Consider the following 15,422-nt stretch of genomic DNA (forward strand, 5'->3'; position numbering starts at 1 on the left):
CCCCGTCAAGATCAAAATCTTGGCTGGTTACGGAACGATCACGGTAACGATGGACCGTGGCGAGAATCTCAGCGCCCACAGCGGGGAGAACTCCTCATGCGGTAGGAGTGGAGTACGACACTCCGCTATCCTCCCCACAGGCCGGTCTTCGTTTCGCGCCCATGACGGCCGTGGAACGCGAACCGACCGCAACGTATCCGTGGGTCGACGCTGCCCCAACATCGCAACCGAACCCTGGAGGAGTCAACTTGAGCGTCGTCCTGTTGCTCACCAACGCTCCCGGACCGTCCGCGGAGTCCTTTCCCTCACTCGGGCTCCTGACCCACACCGTTCGCGTCGCCCCGCTCGAGGCCAGCGCGCTCCTTGACGCTCCCCCGGTGGACGTCGTGGTGGTGGACGGGCGTCGGGAACTGGTCGTCGCCCGTGGCCTGTGCCGCCTGCTGCGCACGACCGGGCTCACCACCGCGCTGCTCGCCCTTGTCACCGAAGGTGGGCTGGCCGCTGTGTCGGCCGACTGGGGCGTCGACGACGTCGTGCTCGACAGCGCCGGACCGGCCGAGGTCGAGGCGCGGCTGCGGCTCGCGATCGGCCGGGTGGCGGCCGCCGGCGGTACCGCCGAAGCCGGTGTCATCCGCTCCGGCGACCTGTCGGTGGACGAGACCACCTACTCGGCCAAGCTGCGTGGCCGTCCGCTTGAGCTCACCTTCAAGGAGTTCGAGCTGCTGAAGTACCTCGCGCAGCACCCGGGCCGGGTCTTCACCCGCGCCCAGCTCCTGCAGGAGGTCTGGGGTTACGACTACTACGGCGGCACCCGGACCGTCGACGTCCACGTGCGTCGCCTGCGGGCCAAGCTCGGCCCGGAGCACGAATCGATGATCGGCACCGTGCGGCACGTCGGTTACAAGTTCGTCGCTCCTCCGATCGCCCCGCTTCCCGGCGGCGAGGCGGTGTCCGGCTCCGACAGTCGGGAAGTAATACGTACTCCCGAACGCGTGTAGTGCCCGTCAGGGTCCGGGTGGTTCCAGCCGGAGTCCGGGTCCGCCGGACCGGTCATGTCGCTTTACCCGGACCTCCGGGCCGTTTCGTGACATGGCGGGAACCTCGGCGCGAGAAAACGTACGGTGTCATCTCCGGACGGGCACGACACGCCCGTCCGACGCTGTGACCAGCAGGTGTTCGCGCGCCGGGGCTCCCGCCGCCACGGCATCGTCCGATATCCGGCCAGCGATGTGGTCAAGCAGGATTCGTGACCGAACCGCGAAGTCTCCGGCCACGTCAGGCCCGCTCGGATGAAAGTCGGTACGGAACACCATAATGTCGCGGGAATGAAACTGCGCTGGACGCGGCACCTGGCTCCCCGGACAGTGGACGACCTGCGGCACCTGGTAGCCGCGGCCGCGGAGACCGACGGAGTCGGCCCGCTGTCCGACGACGCCGCGTTACGGCTGACGACGCAGCCGCTGACCGCCGCGCAGCACCTGATCGTCACCGTCCCGGGCCCCGCGGCGCCCGCGGGCGTCCCGGCCGGCGCGGCCTCCCAGGACGGCGAGGCGGCGGCCTCCCGGAACAACGCGGGGACCGCCCGGTACGACGACGCGGGAACAGACGCGGGAACGATCGCCGGATACGCCCATCTGGCCACCCCTGACGACCACGACTGGCAGGCGGAGGTCGTCGTGCACCCCGCCCACCGCCGCCAGGGTGTCGGCGGGCACCTGCTGGCCGCCCTGACCGCAGCCGCCGACCAGGCCGGCGCGGACCTGCACGTCTGGGCGCACGGCGACACACCCGCGGCGGCGGCCCTGGCGGACAGGTACGGCTTCGCCCGGCAGCGGATGCTGTGGCAGATGCGCCGCCCGCTGCCCGCCCCGGGCTCCCCCGACGGGCGTGGGACGGCACACCCCGACAACCCCGTCGGTCACCCTCCCGGCCCCCGCCCTGGCCACTTCTCCGGTCCCGATGTCCCCCCTCTTCCGGACGTGACGCCGCCGCCCGGGGTGACCATCCGGACCTTCGTCCCAGGGCAGGACGAGGACGCGTGGGTGGTGGTCAACAGCGTCGCCTTCGCGACCCACCCGGAACAGGGACGCTGGACGGTGGAGGATCTCCGGCTGCGCGAGGCCGAGCCGTGGTTCGACCCGGCGGGCTTCTTCCTCGCCGAAGCGGCGGGCCAGCTCGTCGGCTTCCACTGGACGAAGGTGGAGGCGGGCATCGGCGAGGTGTACGTCGTCGGGGTCGCGCCCACCGCCGCCGGACGCGGGCTCGGCCGGGTACTGACCCTGATCGGCCTCCACCACCTGCGCGACCGTGGCCTGGCCACGGTGATGCTCTATGTCGACGACACCAACCGCCCGGCGGTACGCCTCTACGAGACCCTCGGCTTCAGCCGGTACCGCTGCGACATCTCCTACCTGCGCAGGCCGCGGGCCCGGCCCGGATCCGGGCCCGACCGGCCCTGACCCACCCGGCCAACGGGTGCACGATCACCATCGCCATCCGGCCACGCGGCCGGCGGCCTGGTTCCCGCCAGCCACGTGACGTCCCGCCGGCCCACGGCCGCCGGGTGGAGCCGGGCATCAGGGTCAGGGTCAGGGGCCGGGCATCGGGCTGTCCGCGAGCCGGAGACGGTAGCCCACTCCGCGGACGCTCTCGATCAGCCGGGGTTTCCCCGGCTTCCCCGTGTCTCCCAGGCGGCCGCGCAGCCGGCGGATGTGCACGGCGAGCGTGTTCGTCTCGTGGCTGCTCGTGCCCCAGACACGCTCGAGCAGCGTCTGGTGGGTGACCACGGATCCGGCCTGCTCCAGCAGGATCCGCAGGAGCCTGAACTCCCGCGGCGGCAGCCGCACCGGAATACCGTCCACCCACACGTCGTAGGCGGCGAGATTCAGTGTGATCGCTCCGGCTCGCAGCACCGTGGGCCAGGCCCGCTCCAGGTCGCTTCCCCACATCGACCGGGCCAGCGCCAGCACCTCGTTGACCCGGTAGGGCTTGGCGACACAGGCACTCGCGCCGGCCGCGAGCCCCGCCGCGGCCTGCCGCCGGTCCTGCGGGCCGACCCCGAGCAGGATCGGCATGTCGTCCCGGGTACGGACGGTCCGTACGACCGTCACCCCGTCCACGATCGGCAGCCGGGCGGAGATCAGCACCACCGCCGGCGCGAGACGGCCGATCTCCAGCAGCGCCCGGGCGCCGTCGGGGGCGACGCTGACCCCCATGCCCTCGTCGGCGAGGGCGGTGAGCAACTCGGTGTCCGCGGCGGCGTCGGCGACCAGCAGTGTCGGGCCCGGCGGCGTTGACAGGCCCGACCTCACCGGGCCTGTCAACGCCGCTGGGCCCGGTGACAGCACCGGACCGAGTGGCAGCGGGCCCGGTACCGACACCGGTGGACGTGGCGAACCGGACGTCGTGGGCTCGTCGGCCGGACGCTGCCGCCCCACCGGCCCGGACCCGTCATCAGATGGCCGCACAAGACGCATCCGAGGAATCGTGATGGCTCCACAGTGGCTCATGGACACGACAGGACCGGCTCAGCCGAAGCGTCCGGTGATGTACTCCTCCGTACGCTTCTCCGTCGGATTGGAGAAAATCTTCTCGGTCCGGTCCATCTCCACCAGCCGGCCGGGATCACCGGTCCGGTCCAGGGTGAAGAACGCCGTGGTGTCGCTGACCCGGGCGGCCTGCTGCATGTTGTGGGTCACTATGACGATCGTGTAGCTCGACTTGAGCTTGCTGATCAGGTCCTCGATGGCCAGGGTGGAGATGGGGTCGAGGGCGGAGCACGGCTCGTCCATGAGCAGTACCTGCGGTTCGACGGCGATGGCCCGGGCGATGCACAGGCGCTGCTGCTGGCCGCCGGACAGGCCCGCGCCGGGCCGGCCGAGCCGGTCCTTGACCTCCTCCCACAGGTTCGCGCCACGCAGCGACTCCTCGACCCTTTCGTCGAGCAGCGACTTCTTGCGGACGCCGTTGAGCCGCAGGCCGGCGACGACGTTGTCGTAGATGGACATCGTGGGGAAGGGGTTCGGCCGCTGGAAGACCATCCCGACGGCGCGGCGCACGTTCACCGGGTCGACCCCCGGCCCGTAGAGGTCCTCGCCGTCGAGGAGCACCCGGCCCTCGACCCGGGCCGCGGGCAGCACCTCGTGCATACGGTTGAGCGTGCGCAGCACCGTGGACTTGCCGCAGCCGGACGGTCCGATGAAAGCGGTGACGCTCTTCGGCTCGATACTGAAGTGGATGTCGGAGACGGCCTTGAACTTTCCGTAGTAGGCGGTCAGCCCGGAGACGTCGATACGGGTGGCCATGGGTTACCTCGGCTTCTCGCGCTTCGGTCGTTCGACGGACGGTGTGGACGGTGCGGACGACATGAACGGGGCAGGGGACGCGGGAGAGGGAGGCATCACCGGATCCTGGCCAGCCGGGCGATCAGCCGCGCGGCCGCGTTGAGCAGCATCACCAGGACGATAAGCATCAGCGCGGCGCCCCAGGCCCGGTCGATGGCGACCTGTTGGGGCTGGCCGGCCTGCGAGTAGATGTACAGCGGCAGCGCCGACTGCGGGCCGGAGAACGGGTTGAAGTTGATGGAGTCGGTCCCGAAGATGGTCAGCAGCAGCGGCGCGGTCTCACCGGCGACCCTGGCCACCGCGAGCATCACCCCGGTGATGATTCCCGGCAGCGCGGTCGGGATCACGACCTTGACGATCGTGCGCCACCGGCTGACACCGAGCGCGTAGCTGGCCTCCCGAAGATCGTTCGGGACGAGTTTGAGCATCTCCTCGGCGGAGCGCACGACAACGGGGATCATCAGGATCGTCAGGGCGAGCGCACCGGCGAAACCGGTCGGCTTCCGCTCGAGCGCGAGGATGTAGAACGCCAGGATGAACAGGCCGGCGATGACCGAGGGCAGGCCGGTCAGCACGTCCACGAAGAAACTGATGGTCCGGCTGATCCGGCCCCGGCCGTACTCGACCAGGTAGATCGCTACCAGCAGGCTGAACGGGACGGCGAAAAGGCTGGCCAGGGCGATCTGCTCCAGGGTTCCGATCAGGGCGTGGTAGATGCCGCCACCGGCGTCACGCGCCCCGATGTTCCGCATGGAGTGGGTGAGGAAACCGACGTCGACACGTTGCGCGCCCTTGGAGATCACGCTTGCCAGCACCGCGACCAGCGGGATGACCGCGAGCAGGAAGGAGAGATACACCAGGGTGGTGACGCCCCGGTCGGTGGCCCGCCGGGAGCCCTCGACGGCGATCGACGCCACCGTCTGGCCGATCAGGTAAAGCGCCCCGGCGATCAGCACGAACTGGATCCGGCTCGTTATCGGGGCCAGCACGTACAGCACGACGGTGGCGGCGACGGCACCGGCGCCGATCGCGGGGAACGCCGCCCGCGGCAGTTGTCGGCCGACCAGGTTCAGGCCACCGGGGGCGGCCACGGTGGCAGTCGATGTACTCATGCGGCGGCACCCGAGAATTCACGTCGGCGGGCGATGATGGCCCGGGCGATCATATTGACGATCATGGTGACGACGAACAGGACGAGACCGGAGGCGATGAGCGCCCCGCGACCGACGTCGTTGGCCTCGGCGAAGCCGTTCGCCACGTTCGCGGCGATGGTGTTGCCGGCCGGCGACAGGACCTGCCAGGAGATGTCGAAGGACGCGGGCAGCACCAGGGCGACCGCGATCGTCTCCCCCATCGCGCGCCCGAGCCCGAGCATCGACGCGCTGATGACTCCCGGCCGGCCGTACGGAAGCACCGCTGTACGGATCATTTCCCACCGGGTCGCGCCGAGAGCGAGAGCGGCCTCCCGGTGCGCGGTCGGCACCTGGAGGAAGACCTCCCGGGAGAGGGCTGCGACGATCGGCAGAATCATGATGGCCAGGACGACCGACGCGACGAAGATCGAGCGTCCGACAACGCCGTTGTCGGTGGCGAACAGCGGAATCCAGCCGAAATAGTCGGTGAGGAACTTCTGGACGCCCTCCATCCGTGGGACGAGCACGATCAGGCCCCACAGCCCGAAGATGACGCTGGGGACGGCGGCGAGCAGGTCCACGACGAACGCCAGCGGGGCCGCGAGCCGGCGAGGCGCGTACACCGTGATGAACAGCGCGATGCCGACCGCCACCGGCACGGCGATGACCATCGCTATTACGGCTGTGAGCAGCGTGCCGAACAGCAGGGCCGCGACCCCGAAGACCGGCGGCGAGCCGTTCGGGAACCACTCCGTGGTGGTCAGGAAGTTGCCGGTGTTGGCGCTGAGAGCGTCCGTCGCCTCCAGCACCAGGAAGGCCGCGATCGCGGCGATGAGCGCGAGAAGGCCGAGACCGGCCGACCGGGTCAGATTCTTGAACAGAGCGTCCGCGGGTTTGACCCGGGCGCCGTCACTGCTGCTGGCGGACTTCGCCGCGGCCACGGTGGTGTCGTTTCTCGACGAGCCTTTCCGGGGGCCGTCCGGCTCACTGCTCATCATGCCTCTCAACAGGTTGTGTCAGGCAGTGTGCCCGCCCGCCTCACGCGGCGGGCGGGCACAGCGATGGATCGTCCGGTCAGGACTTGTGGGTACCGGACTGGGTACCTGATCGCCGTTTCAGGATCATGAAATTGTCGCTACAACCGAGTTCACCCTGACCGCGAGCTCGCTCGGGAGCGGAGCGTAACCGAGATCGGCGATAGCGGTCTGACCGTCCGGGGAGGAGGTGTAGGCCAGGAAGGACTTCACCAGCGCGGCCTGGCCCGCGGGCAGACCCTTGGTGCAGGTGATCTCGTAGGTGACCAGGTAGATCGGGTACGCGCCGGACGTCGTCGCGGTGTAGTCGAAGGTCAGTTTCAGGTCGTTACCTTCGGCGATCTTGGCTGTGCCCAGGCCCTTGGACGCGGCCTGCGTGCTGACCGCGACGTACTCACCGACACCGTTCTTGATCTTTGCTGTCGACAGGGCGGCGTTCTCCGCGTAGGACAACTCGACGTAGCCGATGGCGCCGGCGGTCGACTTAACGGTCTGGGTCACCCCGTCACTGCCCTTGGAGCCCTGGCCGCCCGGAGCCTTCCAGTCGGAGCCGGATCCGTGCGTCCAGTCGGCCTTGGCGACACCGCCGAGATACTTGGTGAAGTTGTCCGTGGTACCCGAGCCGTCGGAACGGTGCACCGAGACGATCGCCTTGTCCGGCAGGGAGACCCCGGGGTTGTCGGCCGCGATCACGGGGTCGTTCCACCTGGTGACCACACCAGTGTAGATCTTTGCCAGCGCCGGGGCGCTGAGCTGCAGATCCTTCACCTCGGCGAGGTTGTAGATAACCGCGACCGGCCCTGCGACCACGGGCAGGTCGACGAGCTGGCCGCCGGTGCAGCGCTTGGCCGCGTTGGCCGCCGGGTCACCGCTGATCGCCGAATCCGAGCCGGCGAACGCGGTCTGGCCGTCGATGAACGCCTGCCTGCCCGCGGCGGAGCCGACCGACTGGTAGTTGATCGACGCACCGGCGCATGCCTGCTGGTACTTCTTCACCCACTCGTCTATCGCGTTCTTCTGCGCCGAGGAGCCCGACGCGGTGATCGACCCTGTCGCGCAGGAGATCGTGGACGTGGTGCTGCCACCTCCCGGCGGCGTCACCTCCTCGTTGTCGGAACCGCAGGCGGCCGCTCCCAGCACCGCTGACATCACAAGGCCCACGACCGCAACCCGACGCTTCCCTATGTTCACAAAGCGACCCTTCGACTTCAGCGCAACAGCGCTGCTCCGTCCGCCCCCGGACTGGGGTGCCGGCGAGAATCGAAGCGATTCAGCATGAACGAAAGATGAATGGAAGCGGACACGAAACGAACACTGATCAGAACACATCCGGGATCGAGAAAAGTGGCCGCGGAGGTCACGGTGGTACGCCCCCCGACCGGCATGGACGCGCCCGTGCCACAGCGACCCCGGCCGTCCGGCGATATGGGCCTCCCCTGGCCCATCGATGTCCGCTGTCCGCCTGCTGTCCGTCCGCTGTCCGCACCGACGACCGCCGGCGTTTGCCGGGCGAGGCCGGAGAAATGTCGGCAACGGTGGCGCGGACGGCCGGTCACCACCGACGGTGGGACAGCCCTGCCACCGGGACTGGACGCCGAGACGTTCTGTGGTGTGCCCGGCCGTCTACGTTGGGGCCGCGGGATGCGCCGAGCCGCGCGCCCACGATCCTATCCGCGCCACTGGGAACGTCGGGGAGCCTCTCCCCCGGCACGCGGAGCAGCGGGATCACGCTGGCTGTTCCCGCTCTCGACGTCGATGACATGGGCAACATTGGTGACGCACAGCAACCGGGCGATCTCCTCGCTGGGGCTGCGCAGAATGAGGCGACCACCGACGGAACGCTGGCGCTGGTGCGCAAAAAGAATCACAGCGAGACCCTGCGAGTCCATGAAGCTGACCTCGGCAAGGTCCACGACGATGTCCCTGACCCCGGCGATCCGCGCGTCCAGCAGCGCTTCGCGCAGAGGTTCCAGCGAAGAGTAGTCGACGTCACCGATGGGACGGACGACCACGGCCTGCCGGCCGCTCACCTCGACACGAACGCTGGGATACATGGCTCCCGCACCGACCGGACGTTCCCAGCGGCGCGAGAGCTGGCCGGTGCGCTCCCACGTCGCTGTCCGCCCCTGATCGGACGTGACAACCCCGGCTCTACCCCGAACCGCGAAAACCCACACCGTCTCCTTGCGAACAACCACGGCCCCTTGCGGACAACCGCTACGAACAACCATGGCTCTCCGCAACCGACCGCAGCCGGCTCAGCGACCGGCGCGACGAGCGGCTCATCCCTGGACGGGCCACTGGCGACAGACGGCTTTCCAGCAGGCGAAGATATCAGCCCCAAACCAGACAAACCAATAAAACTCCCCGCCCAACGGGATGGATCCGACAACCATCACCAACGACGCTGGTCACATGACCAACGCAGCAGCACAGTCCCGATCGGGGAACGACCGAGTGTCCACCCTCGTCAGCCGGGCCGACGGCACTCAGATCAGCATCGGCGTCCAGCCCGGCGCCGGCATCGGGCCGGCAGCGATCCTGCTCCGCATCCGGCCATCGCTGCCCGACACCGACCACGCCACCTACCTGGCGGCGCCGGAGGCCCACCGCCTTGCCGAAGCCCTCACCGCCGCCGCGCGCGCCGCCCGCGAACCCGACGATCAGCTACGGACAGCGAGCGACGACCCGCCACGCCCACGCCCGGACAACGCCGCGTCGCACGAGCACGCCGTCATGGTCTGCGAAGGGACCACCGTTTTCGATCTTTCCTGGCTGCTCGGCGGGCTGCCCGCCAGCGCCCGTCTTGTCGACTTCGCCAGCGACACCGACGTCGTCCTGATCTTCAGCGCGGACGGCGCAGACGCAGCCGCCGACCACGGATGAGGACGGCGATCCATGTTGGCCGGCCTTCAGGTACGCGCACGCTGCATTTCAAGGTCGGCACGGCTGTCGCACCAGTAGGGACCCTCGTCCTCCACCACGTCCGCCACGATCACATGATGCCGGCCGGCGTGTCCCGCCGACAGCAGGCAGGTCAGGCCCTCGGCGCGGCATCCAGGGGCCGTGACCGTAGCGGGTGTGCTCCAGACCAGCCACGCTTCCCGATTCCCCCAGCCCTGGAGAACGGCCATGTGTTTGTCGGGGTGCCCGCTCTCCAGGGCGCACGTGACCTCGTCCGGTACTTCGTACGCCGCGCCCGGGAGGCCGTCGAACCGGCCGATGACCTCCTCGGGCACACGCTGCCACGCGCCACAGGCGCCATCGTCGATGGAGACACCCATCGTCGTTCCCTCCTGCGTGTGTCTGGGCTGCCTCGTCGCAGCCCAGTTACCAGTGGCACGGATCAGTCGCCGTGAACAGTCCCGTGCCGGGGACGGCCAAAGTCCGCTCGGCCGACAAGCCCGATACAAGCACGCACAGCCCGAACCCCGTACACCGGGTTAAAACTTTCCGTTTTGTCTTGACTTCTTAGCGTAATGAACCGCGGGCATCGACGACCGGCCACCACAGCGGAGGGGCTGCGCGGGAATGCGACTGGGCAGTGCGCAACCAGCTGATCGGACAGGCTGGCCCCGACGTGCGGTGCGAACGGACGCCCGGGACGGACGGACACGGGTGGATGCCGGCGTCCACGGATCCGATCACGATGCACCAACCACGACGTAACGATCACGACGTAACGGCCACGGGCGTCCCGCCCAGCACGGTCACCGACAGCCTGGCGTGCACTGCCGCGCCCGCGAGCGCCGCGGCCACCCCGGCAGCCGCGGCAACGATGACCAGTGCGCCTTCTTCCGTACCGAGACCGCGTTGCACGGTTTCCCCGATTCCGGGAAGCGCGAGAACGACGACGTCCGAGGCAACCACCTCCGCGCGGGGGACCTTCGCGCGCGGGATCTCCGCCGGCGGCGTCACCGACCCCTCGGCATCGGCGGGCCCGGTGTGATCCGTGGACTGGCCCGCGGGTTCACCCACGGATGCTGTCCCGTCCCGCGACTGTGGTAGCGACATGCCACCGACGTCGGTGGCAGCCGCGAGCACGTTCACATGGTCACCGACACGCAGGAACAGGACCGAACCGGCGTCCGTGATACGGACCGGCGCGGCCACCAGGCCAGCCGCCGCCTGCCTCCGCGTGATCAGCCCGGGGCCGAGGACGCGCGCATCGGTGATCGGTTCGCCCTGCCGGACCGCGGCCGTCAGCGTACGTCCGACCGCATCCTGCGGGCTGCGTACGGCGCCGACCGGTACGACATCCGTCGGCAACGACACCATCCGGACGTCGGTCGCCGCCATGGTGGCCCCACCGGCCAGATCAGCAGCCGCGACCACCACTGGCGTCGGGGACGGCGGCCGTGCCGGGCGCGCCGCCGCGACGGCAAAGAGCATGGCCGAAGCGGCAAGAACGGCCGCCAGCACCCGACGTCGTGCGCCGACCGCGATTCGCCAGGCACGCGTATACCCGGAACGGGCCACCCGGCGTCCGACGAGCGACATCGCGACCTCCGTGATCATCATTCGACAGAACGAAGATCACGTTAGACGTCCGGCGAACCGGCGTCATCGCTCGACCGCGCGCTGTGGACAACTCGCGGCCAAGTGCCGTCCACCGTCATGGCCTGTGGATATCAGGCCATGACGGTGGACGTGTGATGCACGAAGACGTACATCGTGGCAGCCGGGGCTCAGGCCGCGGCGGTACCCGAAGTGGACGATCCCGTAGATGACGTGGATGACGTGGATGACGACGAGTTCGTGGAGGTCGAAGAGCTGGACGCGCTCGACGAGCCCTCCGTCGAACCGCCGGCAGCGGCACCAGCACCCACTGCCTCCTTGCCCGACGTACCAGCGCCGGCATCCTTGCCGGTCTTGTCCTTCGCCCTGTCCCGGACGCCGCTGCTACCGCCGGACCGGCTGTCGGTCTTGTAGAAACCGGAGCCCTTGAACACGACCCCGACCGAACTGAACACCCGGCGCAGTCTGCCGCTACAGGTGGGGCACTCGGTCAGCGCCGCGTCATTGAAACTCTGCACAACCTCGAGGTCACGATCGCATGCGGTGCAGCGGTACTCGTAGCGCGGCACGGACTCCTCCCCGGAGTTAGCACTCGACTTCGACGACTGCTAACTCTAACCCGAGACACACCTCGCGCGTTCCAAGAGCACCCTGACAGCCGCGAACGGCCCGGCGCCCTACGCTCCGGACGCCCTTCTCCGGTTCGGCCCGCGAGCTCCGCCGGCAAAAACATGATCTTTGATCTATGCCAAGTGGAGCGACACGGACAACATCACGCACCCACAACATCACCGTGAGTACGAATCCTGCGCACCATCGGACGTTCCGCAACGCAACGTGACCCTTGGTGTGACAATGACATGAACGGCAACGTCATGCGCCTCGGTGGGAACACGATCAACCAGCTCGTTGTCGTGCACGACAGCCACGATCAGGGCGTCCGGCCTCGCCCGTCGCAACGCCCGGTCGTAGGACCCCCCGCCACGACCGAGCCGGCGGCCGTGCACGTCGACCGCCAGCGCCGGGACAACGATCACATCTGCCTGGGCGAGTTCGAAGATGGCCGCACCGAGAGGCGGCTCACGGGTACCGAACGCGCCGGCGATCAGCGCGCCCGTGTACTCCCGGAAATCCAGATCAAGATCGGGCCGCATGGAGGGCAGCAGCACCCGTATCCCTCGCCCCCTGAGCCGTCTGAGCAGACGACCGGTCTCGGGCTCACCGGGCAGGCTCGCGTAGGCCGCGACCCAGCGGGCCGAGGCTACCTCCGGGAGATCGAGAATCCGCCGAGCCGTCGTCGCGGCGCCGTCCGTCTCGGTCGCCCCTACGACGACGGGGTGGTCCGTACCGGTGATGCGACCTGCCCGCGCCGCGAGCAGGCGTGCGCGCAGCGACGTCTTGGTCCCGTCCTCGCGCACGTCAGCGGACGTCCCGTTCGATGTGGTGCGGGGGGCGCTCGGCACGCAACCGCTCGAGGTCGACGTCCGGCTCCTCCTCCAACCAGTCCTGATCGTCACCCCAACCGATGTCACGGTCGTCGTCGGACCGTTCCCCGTCCCACATGAGCGCTCCTCCTTCCTGCTGGAAGCGTCCGACAAGCCCGTCCGGCTCGCCCGGCCCGCCCGGTGCCTCCTGAGCACGCATGCCCCGCTCCTGGGGTGTCGTACCGGTCACCTCTCGGTCCGCGGGGGCTCGTCGGCCGAGGGGCTCGTGGCCGGGACATACTCGATTCCCTGTGCGATAGCGCCCACGACCGTGTCCAGCGCGTCGCACACGTCTGCCGAGTATGCCTTGGCTTCCGCTCCTGACCTGGGCATTCCCTGCTCTGCCACGAGTTCGGGGCCGACATCGATCGCTGCCCGCAGGGCCCGGCGGTACCGGGGTACCGAGATCGGGGGCTCCCCTTTCGGATCTTGATCATATGCTTCGTCGCGGTCGAGCATCGCTCGAACGCCGGCACGACGGGTCACCGGTGTCACCATCGACGTCCTCCCAAAGTATTTGCTGTTTAGCAAAACAAACCATAGCGGCAACCTTGACGGTTAGCAAAGAGGCTACGATGTTCCGCGTGGACGACGGTGAGCGATTGGTTGGCATCGGGGACATAGCGTTCCAACTGAAGATCACGCGCCAGGCGGTTGACTACTGGACGCGCAAAGACCCGCAGTTCCCTCCTCCCCTGCAGGTTGTCAACGCGCCGACCGAGGGCTCCAAAGGGACCCGGGTCTGGCGCAAGCGCGACATCGACGCATGGATCGTCGAGTACTACCGACGGCGAAAGATCTGACCGACCGAAGACGATTCGATGGTCACTCTTCGTGAACAATCGGGCAAGTCGGCGGGCTGGGAGCGGGCGGGCGGGAGCCCCTGGAGAGGGTCCTGGACAACACCATGTGACACACAATCGACGTACCCACACCGACGGGCTTCCGATGCCCGGGCGTGCAACCGCAGCGGATCTGACTGACCACTGTCCGGCGGATGCCCCGGGACCTTTCCATCCGCCGGCCCGAGCCCTCCCGGCGGTGAACGCCCGCCTTCAGACCACGGCAGACAACCGTGGGGGACAACGGCCGCCGCCGGAGGCCGCACCCCGGCCCGGATACCGCACCGTACCGACGAATGCCCTGTTCAGCGGCCCTGTCCAGCGACATCCACCAGGCGCGAGCGCCCCATTGGTCGCTGTTGTCGACGTCATCCGCAATGACCTCAAATCCACGGAATGACGGGATACAGCGGGCCCGCGGCGTCACCCGGACAGCCGAAGACAACCAGATCGCCTTCCTGTCGCACCGGACTTCCAGGTGGCCTCGACGGTCGACCATGCGGGCCACTGGACAGAAACATGACAATCATTTGCCTGTATTTGAGAACGCGACTCAACCACATCTCCTCAAGCCAGGTCAGGCATGAGACCCGCGGGGACGCCCATCACCAGCGCTGATCCGATACCCGACGGGCCGACGGGCCGACGGCGACACGACCGCCCAGGTCCTCTCCTACCCGTCAAAGCCATCCCTTTCCCGCCCAGAACCGGCGCACACGAGTCGCACCACCACTGTCGGTGACATCGAACGCACTCGGCGGCGGCGGATTCGCCATCGCCGCGACGGTCCTTTTTCGCGGGTACGCGGCACTCCGTCCTCTCGAGCGCAGGCGCTCGCCGTCGTGATCGGCCTGGTGTCGTCCCGCCCGCGAGGGGGTATGGACCGCTCCGCCCGCCTCGGTCGGGCCCGGCCGGGTGGACCGTCCCGACTCCCGACGGCCACACCCGCACCCGCACGGAGCCCCACGACACCGCGACGCCGCTTCGCGGCGGCCTCTCCGGCGTCTTCGGCCACCCGGAAAAACATCGTGATCACATCACGGACAGCGGGTAGATTGGACATAGTCCAAAGAAGAGGAGACGTGAATATGATCAACAAGGTTGATCGCGTGGGTAGTCTGCTCCAAGCCACACTGGTAGAGTTCATCGATCTTGCCCAGCAGGGCAAACAGGCCCACTGGAACGTCGTCGGCCCCCGCTTCCTCCCGGTGCACCAGCAGCTCGACACGCTGGTCAACGACGTGCGGCTGGGCGCGGACGAGGTAGCGGAACGCGCGGTGGCCATTGGCTACCATCCGGACGGGCGCAGCGCTACCGTGGCCAAGGAGACACCGCTGAGTGAACTGCCCGCGGGGCCGATCGGTGACGCCGACGTGGTTCGCGCGATCGCCGACCGACTACGGAAGGTCGCCGACGCCCTCCGTACGCGGGTGGACCAACTCGACGAGCTCGACCCGGTATCCCAGGACCTTCTGATCGGCCTCGCCGCGACCCTGGACAAGCACACATGGATGTTTGGCGCACAGTTGAACTGAGCGCCCGGCTACGCACCGCGGGCCTGCGGGCCACCGGCCCCCGGCTCGCGGTGCTGGACGCCCTGGTCCGTCTCGGTGGCCACCGGCGTGCCGACGAGGTGCACAACCACCTGACGGGCCAGGGTTACGATCTTGTCCGGGCCAGTGTCTACAACGTCCTGCGCGACCTCACCACCGCCGGGCTCGCGCTGCTGGCGGACGTCGGCTCGGGCGTGACCCTCTACGAAGCCGGCGGTACCTTCCACCACCACTTCGTCTGCCGCTCCTGCGGGTCGATCCAGGACATCGCCTGCGTCCTCGGCACACCCCCTTGTCTGCATCCGGACGCCGGTGCCCATGCCGGCATCGCCACCCTGGACGAGGCACAGATCATCTTTCGCGGCCTGTGTGCCGGCTGTGGGACGCCTCGCGGGAACGCGCCGCTCCCGTGAGGAAGGCGCCCTGCAGATACCGAGCCGAGGCCCGAGGCTGTGTCCCGTCCACGTCCCGTCCGTGCCTTGTCCCTACCTTGTCCCTACCTTGTCCGTGCCTCG

Annotated in this window: 18 protein-coding genes; 6 read left to right on the forward strand and 12 right to left on the reverse strand. The window is 68.6% G+C overall.

Annotated features, from left to right (window positions below; genetic code table 11):
* Positions 1-248: 248 nt before the first annotated feature.
* The gene (locus tag FSYMDG_RS20160) at positions 249-998 is read left to right on the forward strand and encodes a winged helix-turn-helix domain-containing protein (RefSeq protein ID WP_013875239.1); all 750 of its coding nucleotides are present in this window, start codon (positions 249-251) and stop codon (positions 996-998) included.
* A gap of 291 nt (positions 999-1,289) precedes the next feature.
* Entirely contained in the window at positions 1,290-2,459 is a 1,170-nt protein-coding gene (mshD, locus tag FSYMDG_RS20170; protein ID WP_013875240.1) for a mycothiol synthase, read from the forward strand.
* A 129-nt stretch (positions 2,460-2,588) separates the two neighbouring features.
* Here mshD and FSYMDG_RS20175 read toward each other — a convergent pair whose 3' ends face one another.
* The 6 genes from FSYMDG_RS20175 to FSYMDG_RS20200 all read right to left on the reverse strand — a co-directional run bounded on the left by FSYMDG_RS20175 (position 2,589) and on the right by FSYMDG_RS20200 (position 8,564).
* Positions 2,589-3,311 carry a winged helix-turn-helix transcriptional regulator gene (locus FSYMDG_RS20175; RefSeq protein WP_237702878.1) on the reverse strand — a complete coding sequence of 241 codons (723 nt, stop codon included), beginning with the start codon at positions 3,309-3,311 and terminating at the stop codon, positions 2,589-2,591.
* Positions 3,312-3,527: 216 nt separating this feature from the next.
* Entirely contained in the window at positions 3,528-4,304 is a 777-nt protein-coding gene (gene pstB, locus FSYMDG_RS20180) for a phosphate ABC transporter ATP-binding protein PstB (protein ID WP_013875242.1), read from the reverse strand.
* Between the two features lie 95 nt (positions 4,305-4,399).
* Positions 4,400-5,455 (reverse strand): phosphate ABC transporter permease PstA, encoded by a 1,056-nt coding sequence (gene pstA / locus FSYMDG_RS20185; protein WP_013875243.1) that lies wholly within the window; start codon positions 5,453-5,455, stop codon positions 4,400-4,402.
* Positions 5,452-6,471: a phosphate ABC transporter permease subunit PstC gene (gene pstC, locus FSYMDG_RS20190; protein WP_013875244.1), complete on the reverse strand. Its 1,020-nt coding sequence runs from the start codon at positions 6,469-6,471 to the stop codon at positions 5,452-5,454. Before pstC ends, pstA begins: the two co-directional genes overlap by 4 nt.
* A 126-nt stretch (positions 6,472-6,597) precedes the next feature.
* Positions 6,598-7,701 carry a phosphate ABC transporter substrate-binding protein PstS gene (gene pstS, locus FSYMDG_RS20195; RefSeq protein ID WP_013875245.1) on the reverse strand — a complete coding sequence of 368 codons (1,104 nt, stop codon included), beginning with the start codon at positions 7,699-7,701 and terminating at the stop codon, positions 6,598-6,600.
* A gap of 476 nt (positions 7,702-8,177) precedes the next feature.
* Positions 8,178-8,564, reverse strand: coding sequence for an STAS domain-containing protein (locus tag FSYMDG_RS20200; protein WP_013875246.1), 387 nt, complete (start codon positions 8,562-8,564; stop codon positions 8,178-8,180).
* A gap of 361 nt (positions 8,565-8,925) precedes the next feature.
* Here FSYMDG_RS20200 and FSYMDG_RS20205 point away from each other — a divergent pair, with 361 nt between their 5' ends.
* Positions 8,926-9,396, forward strand: a complete 471-nt coding sequence (locus FSYMDG_RS20205) for a hypothetical protein (RefSeq protein ID WP_043607231.1) — start codon at positions 8,926-8,928, stop codon at positions 9,394-9,396.
* Between the two features lie 26 nt (positions 9,397-9,422).
* Here FSYMDG_RS20205 and FSYMDG_RS20210 read toward each other — a convergent pair whose 3' ends face one another.
* The 6 genes from FSYMDG_RS20210 to FSYMDG_RS20235 all read right to left on the reverse strand — a co-directional run bounded on the left by FSYMDG_RS20210 (position 9,423) and on the right by FSYMDG_RS20235 (position 13,010).
* Positions 9,423-9,794, reverse strand: a complete 372-nt coding sequence (locus FSYMDG_RS20210; protein WP_013875248.1) for a hypothetical protein — start codon at positions 9,792-9,794, stop codon at positions 9,423-9,425.
* Positions 9,795-10,182: 388 nt separating this feature from the next.
* Complete coding sequence (locus FSYMDG_RS20215) at positions 10,183-11,010, reverse strand: SAF domain-containing protein (protein WP_013875249.1); 828 nt, start codon at positions 11,008-11,010, stop codon at positions 10,183-10,185.
* Between the two features lie 188 nt (positions 11,011-11,198).
* The gene (locus tag FSYMDG_RS24950) at positions 11,199-11,597 is read right to left on the reverse strand and encodes an FmdB family zinc ribbon protein (RefSeq protein ID WP_013875250.1); all 399 of its coding nucleotides are present in this window, start codon (positions 11,595-11,597) and stop codon (positions 11,199-11,201) included.
* A gap of 219 nt (positions 11,598-11,816) precedes the next feature.
* Positions 11,817-12,446 (reverse strand): 5-formyltetrahydrofolate cyclo-ligase, encoded by a 630-nt coding sequence (locus FSYMDG_RS20225; protein WP_237702881.1) that lies wholly within the window; start codon positions 12,444-12,446, stop codon positions 11,817-11,819.
* A 1-nt stretch (position 12,447) separates the two neighbouring features.
* Positions 12,448-12,702 carry a hypothetical protein gene (locus FSYMDG_RS20230; protein WP_043604107.1) on the reverse strand — a complete coding sequence of 85 codons (255 nt, stop codon included), beginning with the start codon at positions 12,700-12,702 and terminating at the stop codon, positions 12,448-12,450.
* The gene (locus FSYMDG_RS20235; protein ID WP_013875253.1) at positions 12,699-13,010 is read right to left on the reverse strand and encodes a hypothetical protein; all 312 of its coding nucleotides are present in this window, start codon (positions 13,008-13,010) and stop codon (positions 12,699-12,701) included. The genes FSYMDG_RS20230 and FSYMDG_RS20235 overlap by 4 nt, the downstream gene beginning before the upstream one ends.
* Before the next feature lie 77 nt (positions 13,011-13,087).
* Between FSYMDG_RS20235 and FSYMDG_RS20240 the strand changes: the two genes are divergently transcribed.
* The 3 genes from FSYMDG_RS20240 to FSYMDG_RS20250 all read left to right on the forward strand — a co-directional run bounded on the left by FSYMDG_RS20240 (position 13,088) and on the right by FSYMDG_RS20250 (position 15,320).
* Positions 13,088-13,315: a hypothetical protein gene (locus FSYMDG_RS20240; protein WP_013875254.1), complete on the forward strand. Its 228-nt coding sequence runs from the start codon at positions 13,088-13,090 to the stop codon at positions 13,313-13,315.
* 1,127 nt (positions 13,316-14,442) lie between these two features.
* The gene (locus FSYMDG_RS20245; RefSeq protein ID WP_013875255.1) at positions 14,443-14,889 is read left to right on the forward strand and encodes a Dps family protein; all 447 of its coding nucleotides are present in this window, start codon (positions 14,443-14,445) and stop codon (positions 14,887-14,889) included.
* On the forward strand, positions 14,862-15,320 hold the full coding sequence (locus tag FSYMDG_RS20250; RefSeq protein ID WP_013875256.1) for a Fur family transcriptional regulator: 459 nt from the start codon (positions 14,862-14,864) through the stop codon (positions 15,318-15,320). Before FSYMDG_RS20245 ends, FSYMDG_RS20250 begins: the two co-directional genes overlap by 28 nt.
* The last annotated feature ends 102 nt before the right edge of the window (positions 15,321-15,422 follow it).

This window comes from Candidatus Protofrankia datiscae, assembly GCF_000177615.2.
Lineage (GTDB): Bacteria > Actinomycetota > Actinomycetes > Frankiales > Frankiaceae > Protofrankia > Protofrankia coriariae.